A 15,084-nucleotide genomic window follows, 5' to 3' on the forward strand; every position below is an offset into this window, starting at 1 on the left:
GCGTTCACGCGCGCGTCGGCAGCACGACCTTGTCGAGCGTGATCGGCAGATCGCGCACGCGCACGCCGGTTGCGTGATAGACGGCGTTGGCGATCGCGGCCGGCACGCCGGTAATGCCGATCTCGCCGATCCCGCGGATGCCGAGCGGGTTGAAACGCGTGTCGTTTTCGTCGACGAAGCTCACGTCGAGCTCGCCGATATCCGCGTTCACGGGCACGTGATATTCGGCGAGGTTCGCGTTCGTGAAGCGGCCGTGCCGCACGTCGAGATGCGAGCCTTCCTCGAGCGCTGTGCCCAGCCCCCACACCATCCCGCCGATCAATTGGCTGCGCGCGGTCTTCGCATTGAGCAGCCGGCCGACGCTGTACACGCCGACGATACGCGGCACGCGGATCGTGCCGAGCTCGGCATCCACGTGCACTTCCGCGAACACCGCACCGAACGAATGGGACGCATAGCGCGACTTCTCGTCGCCCGGCTTCGTCGTCGCCTGCGCGTCGACCGGCTGTCCGCCCGCACGCGCGATCACCGCGGCGGCTGGATCGCGCCGCGCCGGGTCGCCGCGATGCACGACCCAGCCGTCGTCGACTGTCACGTCGCCGGCCGCGGCGCCGTGCAGCGGCGAGCCCGGGTCCGCGATCGCGAGCGCGATTAGCTTCGCGCGCGCCTGCAGCGCGGCTTCGCGCACGGCCGGCGCCACGCTCGCCGCCGACTGCGACCCGCCCGATACCGGCGCGCGCGGGAGGCTCGAATCGCCGAGCGAAAAGCGCACGCGTTGCGGCGGGAAGCCGAGCGCGTCGGCCGCGACCTGCGTCATCACCGTATAGGTTCCGGTGCCGATGTCCTGCGTGCCCGACGCGACTTCGGCCGTGCCGTCCGGCAGGATGCGCGCCCGCGCCGATGCCTCGCTGCGGTTCGCGGGATACGCCGCGGCGGCCATCCCGAGGCCCACCAGCGTGTGACCGTCGCGCATCGTGCGCGGCGCACCGGTGCGCCGCGACCAGCCGAAACGCTGCGCGCCGACGCGGTAGCATTCGCGCAGCTCGTTGCTCGACCACCGCTTGCCGTCCTGTGGATCGACTTGCGCATAATTCGCGAGCCGCAGCTCGACCGGATCCATCCCGAGCTGCCACGCGAGCTCGTCCATCGCCGACTCGAGCGCGAACGAGCCGGACGCCTCGCCGGGCGCGCGCATGAACGTCGGCGTGCCGACGTTCAGCGACACGATCCGGTGCGTGGTCGCGTGGTTCGGCACCGCATACATGATCCGCGACGGCATCCCGCACATCTCCGTCCAGTCCTCGAACGTCGACGTGGTGACGATCGAGTCGTGGCGCATCGCGGTCAGCGTGCCGTCGCGGCGCGCGGCCAGCACGACGCGCTGCTCGGTGAACGGCCGTCCGCCGACCGGGCCGAACATCTGCGGCCGCGTGAGTGCGAGCCGCACGGGCCGCCCCGTCTGCTTCGCGGCCATCGCGCACAGCGACACGTGCGACCACGACGAGCCCTTGCAGCCGAAGCCGCCGCCGAGAAACGGCGAAATCACGCGCACCTGCTCGGGCGCGATGCCGAATACGGCCGCCACGGCCGTGCTCGCGCCCGACACGCCCTGCGTCGCGTCGTGCAGCGTAAGCGTCGGGCCGTCCCAGCGCGCCATCGTCGCGTGCGGCTCGATCGGGTTGTGGTGCTGCATCGGTGTCGTGTACGTTGCATCGACGTGCACCGCGCCTTCGCGCAGCCCCGCGTCGACGTCGCCGCGCTGCGTGTCCATCGGGCGCCCCTGCTGCTTCGGCGGCACCCGCGCGCCAGGCTTCTCGCGCGCGAAATCGAGCGCCGCATCGCGCGTGCGATAACGCACCCGCACGGCGTTCGCGGCATCGGTTGCCTGCTCGAGCGTCTCGGCAACGACGACCGCGACGGGCTCGTTGCTGTAACGCACCGCGTCGTCCTGCAGCAGCGTGAGCCGGCGCCCCGCGGGCGGCGCCAGCGGCGGCCGCCCGCCGTTGGGCAGCCGCATCGCGTTCTCGTGCGTCATCACGAGCAGCACGCCGGGCATCGCGCGCGCACGCGCCGCGTCGATCGACTCGATCCGCCCCGAGGCGATCGTGCTCGTGACGAGTACCGCATGCGCCAGCCGTGCATCGGGAAATTCGGCCGCATAATGCGCGCCGCCCGTCACCTTCAGTACGCCGTCGACACGATCGAGCGGTTGTCCGGTCAGCGTGTTCATGCAACACCTCCCGCGGTTGCGGCAGCGGCGCTCACCGCACGCACGATCGCGCGCTGCGCGAGCGCGACCTTGAAGCCATTGCCGTCGAGCGGCCGCGCATCGCGCAACGCGAGCGCCGCCGCTTCATGCAGCGTCGCATCGCTCAACGTGTGCCCGACGAGATGCCGCTCCGCGTCGATCGCGCGCAGCGGCTTGTGCGCGACACCGCCGAGCGCGATCCGCGCATCGGCGACGCGTGCGCCGTCCATCCGCAACGCGGCGGCCGCCGATACCAATGCAAAGGCGTAGCTCGCGCGGTCGCGCACCTTCACGTAATGCGCATGGTCCGCGAAGCGCGGCGGCGGCAGATCGACCGCGGTGATCAGTTCGCCCGGCTCGAGCGTCGTGTCGAGATCGGGTCGGTCGCCCGGCAGCCGATGAAACGACGCGAACGGAATCTGCCGCGTGCCGCGCGGGCCGCTCACCTGCACGACCGCGTCGAGCGCCGCGAGCGCGACGCTCATGTCCGACGGGTTCACCGCCACGCACTGCGCGCTCGCGCCGAGTATCGCGTGCATCCGGTTGTGGCCGCCGATCGCCGCGCAGCCGCTGCCGGGCGCGCGCTTGTTGCATTGCGCGAACGCCGGATCGTAGAAGTACGGGCAGCGCGTGCGCTGCATCAGGTTGCCGCCGACGGTCGCCACGTTGCGCAATTGCGCGGACGCGCCGGCAAGCAGCGCCTGCGACAGCAGCGGATAGTCGGCACGGATGCGCGGATGGTCGGCCGCATCGCTGTTGCGCACGAGCGCGCCGATACGCAGTCCGCCGCCGGGCAGCGCGTCGACCGTATCGAGCCCCGCGATGCGCGTGATGTCGATCAGCGCGACCGGCCGCGCGACGCCGCCCTTCATCAGGTCGAGCAGGTTCGTGCCGCCGCCGATGAACGCGGTGCCCGGCCGCTGGGCCGCGCGCACCGCGGCGGCGACATCCGTTGCGCGTTCGTAGGAGATCGCTTCCATTGCGGTGCCTCCGTCGGCTAGCCGTGCGCCGCGTGCGCGGCGCGCACGGCGGCGACGATGTTCGAGTACGCGCCGCAGCGGCACAGATTGCCGCTCATGCGTTCGCGAATTTCGTCGTCCGACAGTTGCGCGGGGCGCTGCCGCACGTCGGCGGTGACGGCGCTCGCCGCGCCCGACGAGAACTCGTCGAGCAGCGCAGTCGCGGAGCACAGCTGGCCGGGCGTGCAGTAGCCGCACTGGAACGCATCGTATTCGACGAACGCGCGCTGTACGGGGCTCAACTCGCCGTCGCTTGCGAGCCCTTCGACCGTCGTGATCCGCTGGCCTTCGTGCATCACCGCGAGTGTCAGGCACGCGTTGATGCGCCGCCCGTCCACGAGCACCGTGCACGCGCCGCACTGCCCGCGGTCGCAGCCCTTCTTCGTGCCGGTGAGCCCCGCGTATTCGCGTAACGCGTCGAGCAACGTGACGCGCGGCTCGAGCTGCAGCGTGTATGCGCGCCCGTTGATGTCGAGATGAACCGGTTGCGCGGGCGCCGCATCGCGATGCGCAACGGCCGGCGCCGCTGCCGCGTGCGCGGGTTGCGGATGAACGTGCGGGGCAGCGCCAACCGTCGCGGCCGCAGCCGCGGATTGCAGAAAGCGGCGCCGCGCGGCACTCGACGGCGTATCGTGCGACATCGGCGGCGCAGTTGACCACTCACGAGTGGACGCCGGCACGCCGGCGTCACGCGCGGGCTCGGCAGAGGGAGAATCGGATCGATCGCTGGACATGACTTCTGCTCGCTCCATGATGTGACTGACGCGGATGCATCGCCCAAGCGAGGATGTCCGCGCGGGGCGACACGCGCGTCGGCGCAGCGAGCAATTCCGGTGCCGCGCCCGCGCGGCGCAGCGCGCGCTCGCGAAGCCGTCGACGATACGGGGTGCGAACGGGCGACGCCCCGGGGGCGCGCAGCGGTTCCTTGCGGCGGCATGTCGCCATGCTGGCGGCTCGCTGTCCGCGCGCTGACGGAGCGGCAAAAACGCCCGCTTTTTCCGTGCTGCGGACGGTGTGTCGGTCAACGATTGCCGATTGCTGGCGCGGCGGCGCGCGCCACGCGTGCACCGCGATGCGGTGCGCGACCGCGGCGGGCAAGCGCGTCGCGGCATGCGTCATCTGCAATCGCTGGAAAATTCCGCCATGCGCGCGTGCGTGCCGCCGCGAAAGCGTTCGGTCAGCTTCGCGAAAGCCGTTCGCGATCATGCTCCGGTCGCAAACGATTCACCGAATCGTCGCATCGCACCGGCATACTCGAACACGTTCCGATTCGCCTGCCCGGAGAGAAGTCATGCGTCGCGTTGCCCTCGTCGTCGTTCTGTGTGCCACCGTCTTCGTCGCCGCCTGCAGCGACGACGCGCCGCACGACACGCACGCGGACGATGCATCGCAACCGGCACGCGCATCGTCCGGTTCCGCTAGCGCGTTCAACAGCGATGCCGGCGCGAACGCCGCCGCGTCCGATGCCGCCCCGCTCGCGCCGCCGGTCGTGCATTACCCGCCCGACGACGACGATGACGCGAAGCCCGCGATGAACGCGGGTGCATCCGGCGTCGCCGCATCGCCGTCGCACTGATCCCGCCGTCGCCGTTCGTGTCCCCGTCCCCCGCATCGCAGAACCGAGGTGAAATAACATGACGTCATCCAGCCGCCGCCGTTTCCTGCATACCGTCGCACAGTCGGCGGGCGCCGCCGTCGCGCTCAACGCATTCCCCGAGTCGATTCGCCGCGCGCTCGCGATTCCCGCCGCACGCGGCACCGGCACGATCCGCGATGTCGAGCACATCGTCGTGTTCATGCAGGAAAATCGCTCGTTCGACCATTACTTCGGACACCTGCGCGGCGTGCGCGGCTACAACGACCGCTTCCCGATCCCGCTGCCGAACGGCAAGCCGGTGTGGTACCAGCCGTCGAAGGAAGATCCGGCGAAATCCGTGCTGCCGTTCCGGCTCGACACGAAGACGACCAGCGCGCAATGCCTCGGCGCGCTCGACCATTCGTGGGCGAAGACGCATGCGGCGATCGACGGCGGCCGCTATGACCAGTGGCCCGCGAACAAGACCGACATGACGATGGGCTATCACGTGCGCGAGGACATTCCGTTCCATTACGCGCTCGCCGACGCATTCACCGTGTGCGACAACTACTTCTGCTCGCTGCCGGGGCCGACGCACCCGAACCGCGCGTACCTGATGACGGGCACGATCGATCCGACCGGCAAGTTCGGCGGCCCGCTGCTCGACAACGCGGACTATGTCGACGGCGACCTGCCGCCCGCCTACCAGCTGCTGTCGTGGACGACCTTTCCGGAGCGGCTGGAGGCGCGCGGCGTATCGTGGCAGATCTATCAGCAGGGGCTCACGTGGGCCGATCCGTACAACGGCAACTACGGCACGAACATCCTGCAGAACTTCACGAACTTCATCAACGCGAAGCCGGGTTCGTCGCTGTACCAGCGCGCGCAGACGGTGCGCACGCTCGACAACCTGAAGGACGACGTGATCAACGACCGTCTGCCGCAGGTGTCGTGGCTGCTGCCGCCCGCCGTGTTCTCCGAACATCCGAAATACACGCCCGCGTACGGTGCGAACTACACGTCGCAGATTCTCGATGCGCTGACGTCGAATCCCGACGTGTGGGCGAAGACGGTGCTGTTCATCATGTACGACGAAAACGACGGCTTCTTCGATCACGTCGTGCCGCCGCAGCCGCCGACGTCGGCCGCGCAGGGCGCATCGACCGTGACGACCGACGGTGAACTGCATACGGTCGTGAACCCCGGCCGCGGCGGCAGCTACACCGCCGACGGGCTCCCGTACGGCCTCGGGCCGCGCGTACCGATGACGGTCGTGTCGCCGTGGTCGAAAGGCGGCTTCGTCTGCTCGCAGGTGTTCGACCACACGTCGGTGATCCGCTTCATCGGCGAGCGCTTCGGCGTCGACGAGCCGAACATCACGCCGTGGCGCCGGACCGTGTGCGGCGACCTGACCGCCGCATTCGACTTCCGCTCATCCGACGCGACGTTCCCGGCGCTGCCCGATACGAGCCAGTACCGCTCGATCGCCGACCAGCAATGCACGTCGCAGCCGGCGCCGACGGTGCCCGCGACGCCGTCGCCGATCGACCCGCAGGAGCCGGGCGTGCGCCCCGCACGCGCGCTGCCGTATGAGTTGCATGTGAACGCGAGCGTCTACGGCGGCAACACGCTGCGCATCGAGTTCGCGAACCGGGGCAACCAGGGCGCGCATTTCCACGTGTACGCGACGAACCGAACCGACGGCCCGTGGCGCTACACGGTCGGCGCGCGCCGCGTGCTGCATGCGGACTTCGACCTGACGGAGACGAATGGCGTGTACGCGTTCTCGGTGTACGGGCCCAACGGTTTCGTGCGCATGTTCGCGGGCAACGTGTCGGCCGCGACCGCGCGGCGCCGCAACCAGGCGCAGCCGGAAGTGAAGGCGGGCTACGACATCGCGAACGGCAATCTGTACCTGAAGCTGCGCAATCACGGCAGCGGTCATGTGACGTTGACGCTCACCGACAATGCCTACGGCGCGCCGTCGCGGCAGGTCACGCTGCACGGCGGCGACGAACGCGTCGAACAGTGGGCGCTGGCGTCGAGTCACCACTGGTACGACGTGACGGTGAGCGACGGCGCGAACGGCACTTTCTCGCGCCGTTTCGCGGGCCACGTGGAGAATGGCCGACCGAGCTACTCGGATCCGGCTGCGGTGCGGCCCTTGTCCGTGTCGTAAGCGCGGCAGCACGGCGTCGCACGGCAGCGGCCGTGCGGCGTGCATCGTTGGCGATCAGATCGCGTGCGCGAGTGCGCGATCCACGAGCGCGGCGTCGAAGTCGTCATCCGCCGTGTCGCGAAAGCGCAGCGGCGCCGCGCAATGCACGAGCGTGTCGACGAAGTACTTCGCGCGCGGCCACGGCCCGAAGCCGGCCGCGGTGTTGATGTGCCCGGCGTCGCCGAGGTTCACGAACGCGCTGCCGAGCCGCTGCGCGAGCGTGCGCGCATCGGCGAGCGGCATCCACGGATCGGTTTCGCTGCCGATCACGATCGACGGCACCGCGAGCCGGCGCGCGTCGAACGGCCCGGCAAACTTGAATTTCCTCGGACTGGCCGGCGCGACGAACAGCACGCCTGCGACGTCGGCCGCGAGCGGCCCCTGCGCGAGCGCATGCGCGGCCGCGAGGCAGCCGAAACTGTGCGCGGCCAGCACGAACGGGCCGCGCTCGCGCTCCAGCAGCGCGCACACGGAGTGCGCCCAGCGCGCGAGATCCGGCGCGTCCCAGTCGGCCTGTTCGACTCGCAGCGAACGCGGGAACTGCCGCTCGAGCCAGGTCTGCCAGTGAGCGCCTTCGCTGCCGTGCAGGCCCGGAACCGTCACGAGCCGCGGCGGCCACGCCGATTTGCTGCATGCGCGCATGATTGCCCTCGCTTGCTTTGCTTGGAGACGAGCTTCGATTGTGGCGCGCGCCGCGCGGCGGCCGAACCAATATTTTGTGCTTTGCTTTTGCGGGCGAAGGCCGCTGGCGGCCCGATCGGCGGCGCCATCGTGGACCGCCACGAGCGGACGGCCATCCGCTTCTTCCGCTTCTTCCGCTCCCCATGCCACTCATGCCGCTCATGCCGCTCATGCCGCCCCGCCGCCTGCACCGCCGCGCCCACCGCCGTCGGGCGGCGCAACGCGCCGCGAAACCGTAGAATGTGGGCTTCCCGCTTGCCATGTATCGGATCGGCCCGCGCCGCCGCGCCGGTTCCGATCGACAGGAGACGCCCGATGTCCGCTACGCCCGCCGGCGCGCTGCGCCCGTTCCATCTCGCCTTCCCCGTGTCGAGCCTCGCGGATGCGCGAGCGTTCTACGGCGGCCTGCTCGGCTGTGCCGAGGGCCGCAGCTCCGAGCACTGGGTCGACTTCGACTTCTTCGGCCACCAGCTGGTCGCGCATCTCGCGCCGGACGAAACCGGCAAGAGCGCGGTGAACCCGGTCGACGGCGACGACGTGCCGGTGCGCCATTTCGGCGTCGTGCTGTCGATGGACGAATGGCACGCGCTCGCCGACAAGCTGAAGGCCGCGCACACGCGCTTCGTGATCGAGCCGCACATCCGCTTCAAGGGCGAGGTCGGCGAACAGGCGACGATGTTCTTCCTCGATCCGTGCGGCAACGCGCTCGAGTTCAAGGCGTTCGCCGACATCGGCCAGCTGTTCGCGAAGTGAACGCATGAAGATCCTGTTCTACTCGCCGCAGCAGCAAGCCGACGCATGGCGCGACGCGATCGCGCAGGCGCTGCCCGACGCCGAGCTGCGCGCATGGCAGCCGGGCGACGCGGCCGCCGCCGACTACGCGCTCGTGTGGCGCGCGCCGCGCGAGCTGTTCGCGCCGCGTGACGGGCTGCGCGCGATCTTCAACCTCGGCGCCGGCGTCGACGCACTGCTCGCGCTCGAGCGTGCGCACCCCGGCACGCTGCCGCGCGACGTGCCGCTCGTGCGCCTCGAGGATTCCGGGATGGCGCAGCAGATGATCGAATACGTGGCGCACGCGGTGCTGCGCTACCTGCGCCGTTTCGACGAATACGAGACGCTGCAGCGCGAGCGCCGCTGGCACGTGCTCGAGCCGCATCCGCGCGCGAGTTTCACGGTCGCCGTGCTCGGTCTCGGCGTGCTCGGTGCGCAGGTCGCGCAGGCGCTTGCCGCGCTCGGCCTGCCGGTGCGCGGCTACAGCCGCACCCCGAAGCGGCTCGACGGCATCGACACGTTCGCCGGCGACCGCGCATTCGACGCGTGCATCGGCGGCGCGAAGGTGCTCGTGAACCTGCTGCCGAGCACGCGCGACACCGACGGCATCCTGTGCGCGCGCGCATTCGCGAAGCTCGCGCGGGGCGCGTACGTGGTGAACGTCGCGCGCGGCGCGCATCTCGTCGAAGCCGACCTGCTCGACGCGCTCGCGAGCGGCCAGATCGCGGCCGCGACGCTCGACGTGTTCGAGCACGAACCGCTGCCGGCCGACCATCCGTGCTGGCACGCACCGCGCATCACGATCACGCCGCACAGTTCGGCCGAAACGTTGCGCGACGAAGCCGTCGAGCAGATCGCCGGCAAGATCCGCGCATTCGAGCGCGGCGAGCCCGTTACCGGCATCGTCGACTACGCACGCGGCTACTGAATCGCCGCCCCATACGAAACTGGAGACAACCATGACGTTCCCCACCGCCGTCAAGATCGTCGAAGTCGGCCCGCGCGACGGGCTGCAGAACGAAAAGACGTTCGTGCCCACCGACGTGAAGATCGCGCTCGTCGATCGCCTGTCGCACGCCGGATTCCGCAATGTCGAGGCCGCGTCGTTCGTGTCGCCGAAATGGGTGCCGCAGATGGCCGACGGCGCGGACGTGATGGCAGGCATCGAACGGCGCGCGGGCACCGTGTATTCGGTGCTCACGCCGAACCTGAAGGGCTTCGAGAACGCGCTCGCCGCGCGCGCGGACGAGGTCGTGATCTTCGGCGCGGCGAGCGAGGCGTTCTCGCAGCGGAACATCAACTGCAGCATCGCCGAGAGCATCGCGCGCTTCGAGCCGGTCGCGAAAGCCGCGAAGGATGCCGGGCTGCGACTGCGCGGCAGTGTGTCCTGTGCGCTCGGCTGCCCGTATCAGGGCGAGGTGCCGGTCGCATCGGTCGTCGACGTCGTCGAGCGCTTTGCGGCGCTCGGCTGCGACGAGATCGACATCGCCGACACGATCGGCGTCGGCACGCCGAAGCGCACGCGCGAAGTGCTGTCGGCCGTCACGCGCGTGTTCCCGCGCGAACGGCTGTCGGGCCACTTCCACGACACCTACGGCCAGGCGCTTGCGAACATCTACGCGGCGCTGTTCGAAGGGATCGAGATCTTCCACGCGTCGGTCGCCGGCCTCGGCGGCTGCCCGTACGCGAAGGGCGCGACCGGCAACGTCGCGACCGAAGACGTGCTGTACCTGATGGAAGGCCTCGGCATCGACACCGGCATCGACCTCGCGCAGGTCGTCGCCGCAGGCGACTTCATCTCGAACGCGATCGGCCGCGCGAACGTGTCGCGCGCCGGCCGCGCACTGCTCGCGAAAGCGCAGAGCACGGCCGACGCGCCGAGCTGCGCGTGACCCCAACATTTCCGGATCTCTCATGACGACACCCGCTTCATTCGACTCTTTGCCCGATTCCGCGCGACGCGTCGCGCTGCTGCTGCGCGAACGCGGGCACGCGAAAGGCATCGTGATGCTCGCCGAAACCGGCAAGACCTCAGCCGAAGCCGCGGCCGGCCTCGGCTGCTCGGTCGCGCAGATCGCGAAGTCGATCCTGTTTCGCCGCGAATCGGACGGCCGGCCGGTGCTGGTCGTCGCAAGCGGCGTCAACCGCGTCGACGAGAAGAAGGTCGCCGCGCAGGTCGGCGCGGTCGGCCGCGCGGATGCGAAGTTCGTGCGCGACAACACCGGCTATGCAATCGGCGGCGTTTGCCCGATCGGCCATCTCGTCGAGCCGGTCACGTTGATCGATGCCGATCTGCTCGAACTCGACAGCCTGTGGGCGGCGGCCGGCCACCCGCACGCGGTGTTCAACCTGTCGCCGCAGGAACTCGTCGCGCTGACCGGGGCGCCGGTCACGGACGTCGCGCTGCGCCACGACGCATGAGCGACGCACCGGTAACGGCCGGCACGGTCGCATCGCCGTGCACCGACGTCTGCAGGATCGACCCGCGTACCGACTGGTGCGCGGGCTGTCTGCGCACGCGCGACGAGATCAAGGGATGGCGTGCGTCGGACGACGACGCGCGCCGCCTGCTGCTTGCGCGGCTCGATGCGCGGCGGCGGCTGCTTGCGCGGAGCGGCGCATAAAAAAATGCCGTTCGGCCTGCTTGGCGAACGGCATGAGATCGGAATCCTGTGAACGTGATCAACGTCACAGCCCGCATCATACGAGCGACGCAGCGGCATCGCATCGGGTGTTTCCCTACAACTTCTTACAGCCGTCTCGCGCGCGATCGACGTGTGCACGGCCGCGGCTTGCCGGCCGCCGCGGCCGCTGCGTCGACGCTGGCGATAACCCGTAGCGGCAACGCGTAGCGGCAAGCCGAATCGCACGACCGTTTCAGTTGCCGAGCGTCGCGCGACGCGCGGGCACGATACGCCACCCGAGGTTCACGCCGGCCGCCGCGAGCAGGATCAGCAGCGCGCCGAGCACCTGCGTCCACGCGAGCGTCTGCCCGAACGCGACGCGATCGACGACGATCGCGACGACCGGGTACACGAACGACAGCGCGCCCGTCATCGCGACCGGCAGCTTCTGGATCGCGCCGTACAGCAGCACGTACATCAGTCCGGTGTTCACGACGCCGAGCACGACGAGATCGAGCCACTGCGCGGCGTTGGCGGGCAACGTGTCGAAGTGCGCGAACGGCGCGAGCAGCACGATGCCGAGTCCGGCCTGCAGCAACGCGAGAAGATGCGGCGGCGTGCCCTTCAGATGCTTCGTGACGATCGACGAGACCGCGTACAGGAACGCCGCGCCGAGCGACAGTGCGACGCCCTCGAGATATTCGCCGGGCACGGCCAGCACCGCCGGCTCGACGCGCACGACGCAGACGAGCCCGACGAACGCCAGGGCAAGCCATGCGATCGTCGACGCGCCGATGCGTTCGCGGAACACGATCGCGCCGAGTGCGACGAGCATGAACGGCTGCGTGTTGTAGACGGCGGTCGCCATCGAGATCGACGCGCGCGAATACGCAGCGAACAGCAGCAGCCAGTTCGCGACGATCGCGACGCTGCCGAGGGTGGCGAGCAAGAGCATGCGCGGCGAGAACAGCGAGCGGCGCAACAAGCCGAGTGCCGCGCAGACGATCGCCAGCGTTGCCGCACCGAACAGGCAGCGGAAGAACACGACGTTGGTGAGCGGTTGCTGCGACGACATCACGAGCCAGCCGATCGTGCCGGACATCATCATCGCGACGACCATTTCGGCAGCGCCGCGGCGGATTTCGTTCGAGGCCATCAGGGACTCCGTTCGACGAGAGAAGATGACTTCGATTCTAGGAACTTGCTTTCCGCGCATCCACGCCTAAACTGAAGTGAAATCTTCGATTCACCTTCGAAAGCAAAGCGATCATGTCGAAACGCCTTTCCCCGCCCGCCGTTGCGTCACTGGACGCGACCGACCGCGCGATCCTCGCGGCGCTTGCCGACGACGCCCGCATAGCGACCAGCGAACTGGCGCGGCAGATCGGGCTGTCGGCGCCCGCGACCGCCGACCGCGTGCGGCGGCTCGAGGCGCAGGGCGTGATCGCGGGCTTCACCGTCGAGCTGGATCCGCGCGCGCTCGGCTACACGCTGCAGGCGATCGTCCGCGTGAAGCCGCTGCCCGGGCAGCTGCATCTCGTCGAGGAGGTGTTGCGCCGGATTCCCGAATTCGTCGAATGCGACAAGGTAACCGGCGAGGATTGCTTCATCTGCCGCCTGTACCTGCGGACGATCGAGCATCTCGACGACATCCTGTCGAAGGTGACGGAGCGCGCGGAGACGAGCACGGCGATCGTGAAGTCGACGCCGGTGCCGCGCCGTCTGCCGCCGCTCGCCGAAGACGATGCGGCGCGGCGCTGAGCCCCGCGCACCGACCGTCGACGCGCGCCACGCGCCGCGCCCCCCGCAGGCTCACGCGGCCTCGTCGCGCGCGTCGAAGAACGCGAGCAGCTCGTCGATCAGCGCGACGGGCGCCTCTTCCGGAATGTAGTGCCCGCAATCGAGCGCGCGGCCGCTGACGTCGCGCGCAACGCGCCGCCATTCGTCGAGCGGATCGAAGCAGCGCGCGACGATCCCGTTCGCGCCCCACAGCACGCGCAGCGGACACGCGACCTTGTTGCCGCGCTCGAGATCCGCGCGATCGTGTTCGAGATCGATCGTCGCCGACGCGCGGTAGTCCTCGCACATCGCATGCACGGCCCCCGGCTGCGCGAGCGCCGCGCGATACGCGGCGAGCGCGTGCGGCGCAAACGGCGCGAGCCCGGCGGAACGGTTGCCCATCACGCGCTCGATGTACGCATCGGTGCGGCCTTCGATCAGCGTTTCCGGCAGCGGCGCCGGCTGGATCAGGAAGAACCAGTGGAAATACGCGGTCGCGAACGCGCGGTCGGTCTTTTCGTACATCGCCAGCGTGGGCGCGATGTCCAGCAGCATCATCCGCTCGACGGCCGCCGGATGATCGAGTGCGAGCCGATGCGCGACGCGCGCGCCGCGATCGTGCGCGCACACGTGGAAATGCTCGAAGCCGAAATGCCGCATCACCGCGACCTGGTCGGCCGCCATGGCGCGTTTCGAATACGGTTCGTGGCTCGCGTCGCTCGGTGGCTTGCCCGACGCGCCGTAGCCGCGCAGGTCGGTCGCGATCACCGTGAAATGATTCGCAAGCGTCGCGGCGACGCGATGCCAGATCATGTGGGTTTGCGGATGGCCGTGCAGCAGCAGAAGCGGTGGCCCCGCGCCTCCTTTGACACCGAAGATGTCGGTGTCGCGCACCGTCACGCGAAACGGTGCAAACGCGTCGAACGACATGGTTTGTTTCTCGTTGGTTTGTTATGGCGGCTATTGTAGGAGCGCGCGAGCCGGCACTGCGCGCGCCAGATGCCCGAATCCATAGAAAGAGAACACTCACTCGATTGTCGTCACGCCGCGAGGTTTGCTAAGCTCGCGTAGAATCGCACGACCGTTCGTATTAATATGAATGTTTCATCGCGCGGCTACACTCGAAGCAAGTTCGACCGCCAAGCATGAAGCCGGCGCCGGCGCGATCGCGCCTGCTGCGGCCGCCCTCGAGACTGGAGACAACACATGGCATTGCCCGCCGTCCTGCAGAACCTGACGCTGCCCGTCATCGCGTCGCCGATGTTCATCGTCAGTTACCCCGAACTCGTGCTCGCGCAATGCAAGGCGGGTATCGTCGGCTCATTTCCCGCGCTCAACGCCCGCCCCGCCGAGCTGCTCGACGAGTGGCTCACGCAGATTCAGACCGAACTCGCCGGCCACAAGGCCAAGCACCCGGACGCGGTGATCGGCCCGATCGCAGTCAACCAGATCGTCCACCAGTCGAACGTACGGCTCGAGCACGACGTGCGCGTGTGCGTCGAGCACAAGGTGCCGATCTTCATCACGAGCCTGCGCGCGCCGGCGCGCGAGATCGTCGACGCGGTGCACAGCTACGGCGGCATCGTGCTGCACGACGTGATCAACCTGCGCCATGCGCAGAAGGCGCTCGAAGCGGGCGTCGACGGGCTGATCCTCGTCGCGGCCGGCGCCGGTGGCCACGCGGGCACGACGTCGCCATTCGCGCTCGTCGGCGAAGTGCGCAAGATGTTCGACGGCCCGATCGTGCTGTCCGGCGCGATCGCGAACGGCGGCTCGATCCTCGCCGCGCAGGCGATGGGCGCGGACCTCGCATACATGGGCACGCGCTTCATCGCGACGCAGGAAGCGCACGCGGTGGAGGACTACAAGCGCGCGATCCTCAACGCGAAATCGTCCGACATCGTCTACACGAATCTCTTCACCGGCGTGCACGGCAACTACATCCGCGAGAGCATCGAGAAGGCGGGCCTCGACCCGGACGCGCTGCCGGAATCGGACAAGTCGAAGATGAACTTCGGCGGCGACAAGGCGAAGGCGTGGAAGGACATCTGGGGCGCCGGCCAGGGCGTCGGCCTGATGGACGACCTGCCGAGCGTCGGCGCGCTCGTCGAACGACTGAAGCGCGAGTACGACGACGCGAAGGCGCGGCTCGGCATCGCACGCTGATC

At 69.2% G+C, this 15,084-nt stretch carries 16 protein-coding genes; 9 read left to right on the top strand and 7 right to left on the bottom strand.

The window, feature by feature from the left end:
* Window positions 1-4 precede the first annotated feature (4 nt).
* The 4 genes from WK25_RS14300 to WK25_RS31725 are packed head-to-tail and all read right to left on the bottom strand — an operon-like array spanning window position 5 to window position 4,473.
* Complete coding sequence (locus WK25_RS14300; protein WP_069241819.1) at window positions 5-2,230, bottom strand: xanthine dehydrogenase family protein molybdopterin-binding subunit; 2,226 nt, start codon at window positions 2,228-2,230, stop codon at window positions 5-7.
* Window positions 2,227-3,228, bottom strand: a complete 1,002-nt coding sequence (locus WK25_RS14305; RefSeq protein WP_069242006.1) for an FAD binding domain-containing protein — start codon at window positions 3,226-3,228, stop codon at window positions 2,227-2,229. Before WK25_RS14305 ends, WK25_RS14300 begins: the two co-directional genes overlap by 4 nt.
* Window positions 3,229-3,245: 17 nt before the next feature.
* Window positions 3,246-4,001: a (2Fe-2S)-binding protein gene (locus tag WK25_RS14310; protein ID WP_069241820.1), complete on the bottom strand. Its 756-nt coding sequence runs from the start codon at window positions 3,999-4,001 to the stop codon at window positions 3,246-3,248.
* Window positions 3,955-4,473 carry a hypothetical protein gene (locus tag WK25_RS31725; RefSeq protein WP_167432630.1) on the bottom strand — a complete coding sequence of 173 codons (519 nt, stop codon included), beginning with the start codon at window positions 4,471-4,473 and terminating at the stop codon, window positions 3,955-3,957. The genes WK25_RS14310 and WK25_RS31725 overlap by 47 nt, the downstream gene beginning before the upstream one ends.
* Before the next feature lie 85 nt (window positions 4,474-4,558).
* Between WK25_RS31725 and WK25_RS14315 the strand changes: the two genes are divergently transcribed.
* Window positions 4,559-4,843 carry a hypothetical protein gene (locus tag WK25_RS14315; RefSeq protein ID WP_069241821.1) on the top strand — a complete coding sequence of 95 codons (285 nt, stop codon included), beginning with the start codon at window positions 4,559-4,561 and terminating at the stop codon, window positions 4,841-4,843.
* Between the two features lie 58 nt (window positions 4,844-4,901).
* Window positions 4,902-7,022 carry a phosphocholine-specific phospholipase C gene (locus tag WK25_RS14320; RefSeq protein ID WP_069241822.1) on the top strand — a complete coding sequence of 707 codons (2,121 nt, stop codon included), beginning with the start codon at window positions 4,902-4,904 and terminating at the stop codon, window positions 7,020-7,022.
* Window positions 7,023-7,076: 54 nt separating this feature from the next.
* Here WK25_RS14320 and WK25_RS14325 read toward each other — a convergent pair whose 3' ends face one another.
* Window positions 7,077-7,703: an RBBP9/YdeN family alpha/beta hydrolase gene (locus WK25_RS14325; protein WP_069241823.1), complete on the bottom strand. Its 627-nt coding sequence runs from the start codon at window positions 7,701-7,703 to the stop codon at window positions 7,077-7,079.
* Between the two features lie 354 nt (window positions 7,704-8,057).
* Here WK25_RS14325 and WK25_RS14330 point away from each other — a divergent pair, with 354 nt between their 5' ends.
* Genes WK25_RS14330 through WK25_RS14350 form a run of 5 tightly spaced genes read left to right on the top strand, consistent with a single transcriptional unit; the run spans window position 8,058 to window position 11,137 of the window.
* On the top strand, window positions 8,058-8,495 hold the full coding sequence (locus tag WK25_RS14330) for a VOC family protein (protein ID WP_040142294.1): 438 nt from the start codon (window positions 8,058-8,060) through the stop codon (window positions 8,493-8,495).
* A 4-nt stretch (window positions 8,496-8,499) separates the two neighbouring features.
* The gene (locus WK25_RS14335; protein ID WP_069241824.1) at window positions 8,500-9,441 is read left to right on the top strand and encodes a 2-hydroxyacid dehydrogenase; all 942 of its coding nucleotides are present in this window, start codon (window positions 8,500-8,502) and stop codon (window positions 9,439-9,441) included.
* A 31-nt stretch (window positions 9,442-9,472) separates the two neighbouring features.
* A complete protein-coding gene (locus WK25_RS14340) occupies window positions 9,473-10,405 on the top strand; it encodes a hydroxymethylglutaryl-CoA lyase (protein WP_040142298.1) in 933 nt (310 codons plus the stop codon).
* 22 nt (window positions 10,406-10,427) lie between these two features.
* A complete protein-coding gene (locus WK25_RS14345) occupies window positions 10,428-10,934 on the top strand; it encodes a YbaK/EbsC family protein (protein WP_040142300.1) in 507 nt (168 codons plus the stop codon).
* A complete protein-coding gene (locus WK25_RS14350) occupies window positions 10,931-11,137 on the top strand; it encodes a DUF1289 domain-containing protein (protein WP_040142302.1) in 207 nt (68 codons plus the stop codon). Before WK25_RS14345 ends, WK25_RS14350 begins: the two co-directional genes overlap by 4 nt.
* Window positions 11,138-11,390: 253 nt before the next feature.
* Here the strand turns inward: WK25_RS14350 and WK25_RS14355 are convergent, their stop codons facing one another.
* Window positions 11,391-12,293 carry a DMT family transporter gene (locus tag WK25_RS14355; protein ID WP_059544619.1) on the bottom strand — a complete coding sequence of 301 codons (903 nt, stop codon included), beginning with the start codon at window positions 12,291-12,293 and terminating at the stop codon, window positions 11,391-11,393.
* Between the two features lie 113 nt (window positions 12,294-12,406).
* On the opposite strand from WK25_RS14355, the gene WK25_RS14360 reads away from it, so the two are divergent.
* Window positions 12,407-12,898 carry an Lrp/AsnC family transcriptional regulator gene (locus WK25_RS14360; RefSeq protein ID WP_059544617.1) on the top strand — a complete coding sequence of 164 codons (492 nt, stop codon included), beginning with the start codon at window positions 12,407-12,409 and terminating at the stop codon, window positions 12,896-12,898.
* Between the two features lie 51 nt (window positions 12,899-12,949).
* Here WK25_RS14360 and WK25_RS14365 read toward each other — a convergent pair whose 3' ends face one another.
* Window positions 12,950-13,846, bottom strand: coding sequence for an alpha/beta fold hydrolase (locus WK25_RS14365; RefSeq protein WP_069241825.1), 897 nt, complete (start codon window positions 13,844-13,846; stop codon window positions 12,950-12,952).
* 276 nt (window positions 13,847-14,122) lie between these two features.
* On the opposite strand from WK25_RS14365, the gene WK25_RS14370 reads away from it, so the two are divergent.
* Entirely contained in the window at window positions 14,123-15,082 is a 960-nt protein-coding gene (locus tag WK25_RS14370; protein WP_069241826.1) for an NAD(P)H-dependent flavin oxidoreductase, read from the top strand.
* Window positions 15,083-15,084: the final 2 nt, after the last annotated feature.

The sequence above is a fragment of the Burkholderia latens genome (assembly GCF_001718795.1).
Lineage (GTDB): Bacteria > Pseudomonadota > Gammaproteobacteria > Burkholderiales > Burkholderiaceae > Burkholderia > Burkholderia latens_A.

Coding starts and splice junctions, on each gene's coding strand:
- WK25_RS14370 (WP_069241826.1), top strand. CDS start 14,123: ATGGCATTGCCCGCCGTCCTGCAGAACCTGACGCTGCCCGTCATCGCG.
- WK25_RS14365 (WP_069241825.1), bottom strand. CDS start 13,846: ATGTCGTTCGACGCGTTTGCACCGTTTCGCGTGACGGTGCGCGACACC.
- WK25_RS14350 (WP_040142302.1), top strand. CDS start 10,931: ATGAGCGACGCACCGGTAACGGCCGGCACGGTCGCATCGCCGTGCACC.
- WK25_RS14340 (WP_040142298.1), top strand. CDS start 9,473: ATGACGTTCCCCACCGCCGTCAAGATCGTCGAAGTCGGCCCGCGCGAC.
- WK25_RS14320 (WP_069241822.1), top strand. CDS start 4,902: ATGACGTCATCCAGCCGCCGCCGTTTCCTGCATACCGTCGCACAGTCG.
- WK25_RS14345 (WP_040142300.1), top strand. CDS start 10,428: ATGACGACACCCGCTTCATTCGACTCTTTGCCCGATTCCGCGCGACGC.
- WK25_RS14335 (WP_069241824.1), top strand. CDS start 8,500: ATGAAGATCCTGTTCTACTCGCCGCAGCAGCAAGCCGACGCATGGCGC.
- WK25_RS31725 (WP_167432630.1), bottom strand. CDS start 4,473: ATGATCGCGAACGGCTTTCGCGAAGCTGACCGAACGCTTTCGCGGCGG.
- WK25_RS14355 (WP_059544619.1), bottom strand. CDS start 12,293: ATGGCCTCGAACGAAATCCGCCGCGGCGCTGCCGAAATGGTCGTCGCG.
- WK25_RS14305 (WP_069242006.1), bottom strand. CDS start 3,228: ATGGAAGCGATCTCCTACGAACGCGCAACGGATGTCGCCGCCGCGGTG.
- WK25_RS14300 (WP_069241819.1), bottom strand. CDS start 2,230: ATGAACACGCTGACCGGACAACCGCTCGATCGTGTCGACGGCGTACTG.
- WK25_RS14310 (WP_069241820.1), bottom strand. CDS start 4,001: ATGTCCAGCGATCGATCCGATTCTCCCTCTGCCGAGCCCGCGCGTGAC.
- WK25_RS14330 (WP_040142294.1), top strand. CDS start 8,058: ATGTCCGCTACGCCCGCCGGCGCGCTGCGCCCGTTCCATCTCGCCTTC.
- WK25_RS14325 (WP_069241823.1), bottom strand. CDS start 7,703: ATGCGCGCATGCAGCAAATCGGCGTGGCCGCCGCGGCTCGTGACGGTT.
- WK25_RS14360 (WP_059544617.1), top strand. CDS start 12,407: ATGTCGAAACGCCTTTCCCCGCCCGCCGTTGCGTCACTGGACGCGACC.
- WK25_RS14315 (WP_069241821.1), top strand. CDS start 4,559: ATGCGTCGCGTTGCCCTCGTCGTCGTTCTGTGTGCCACCGTCTTCGTC.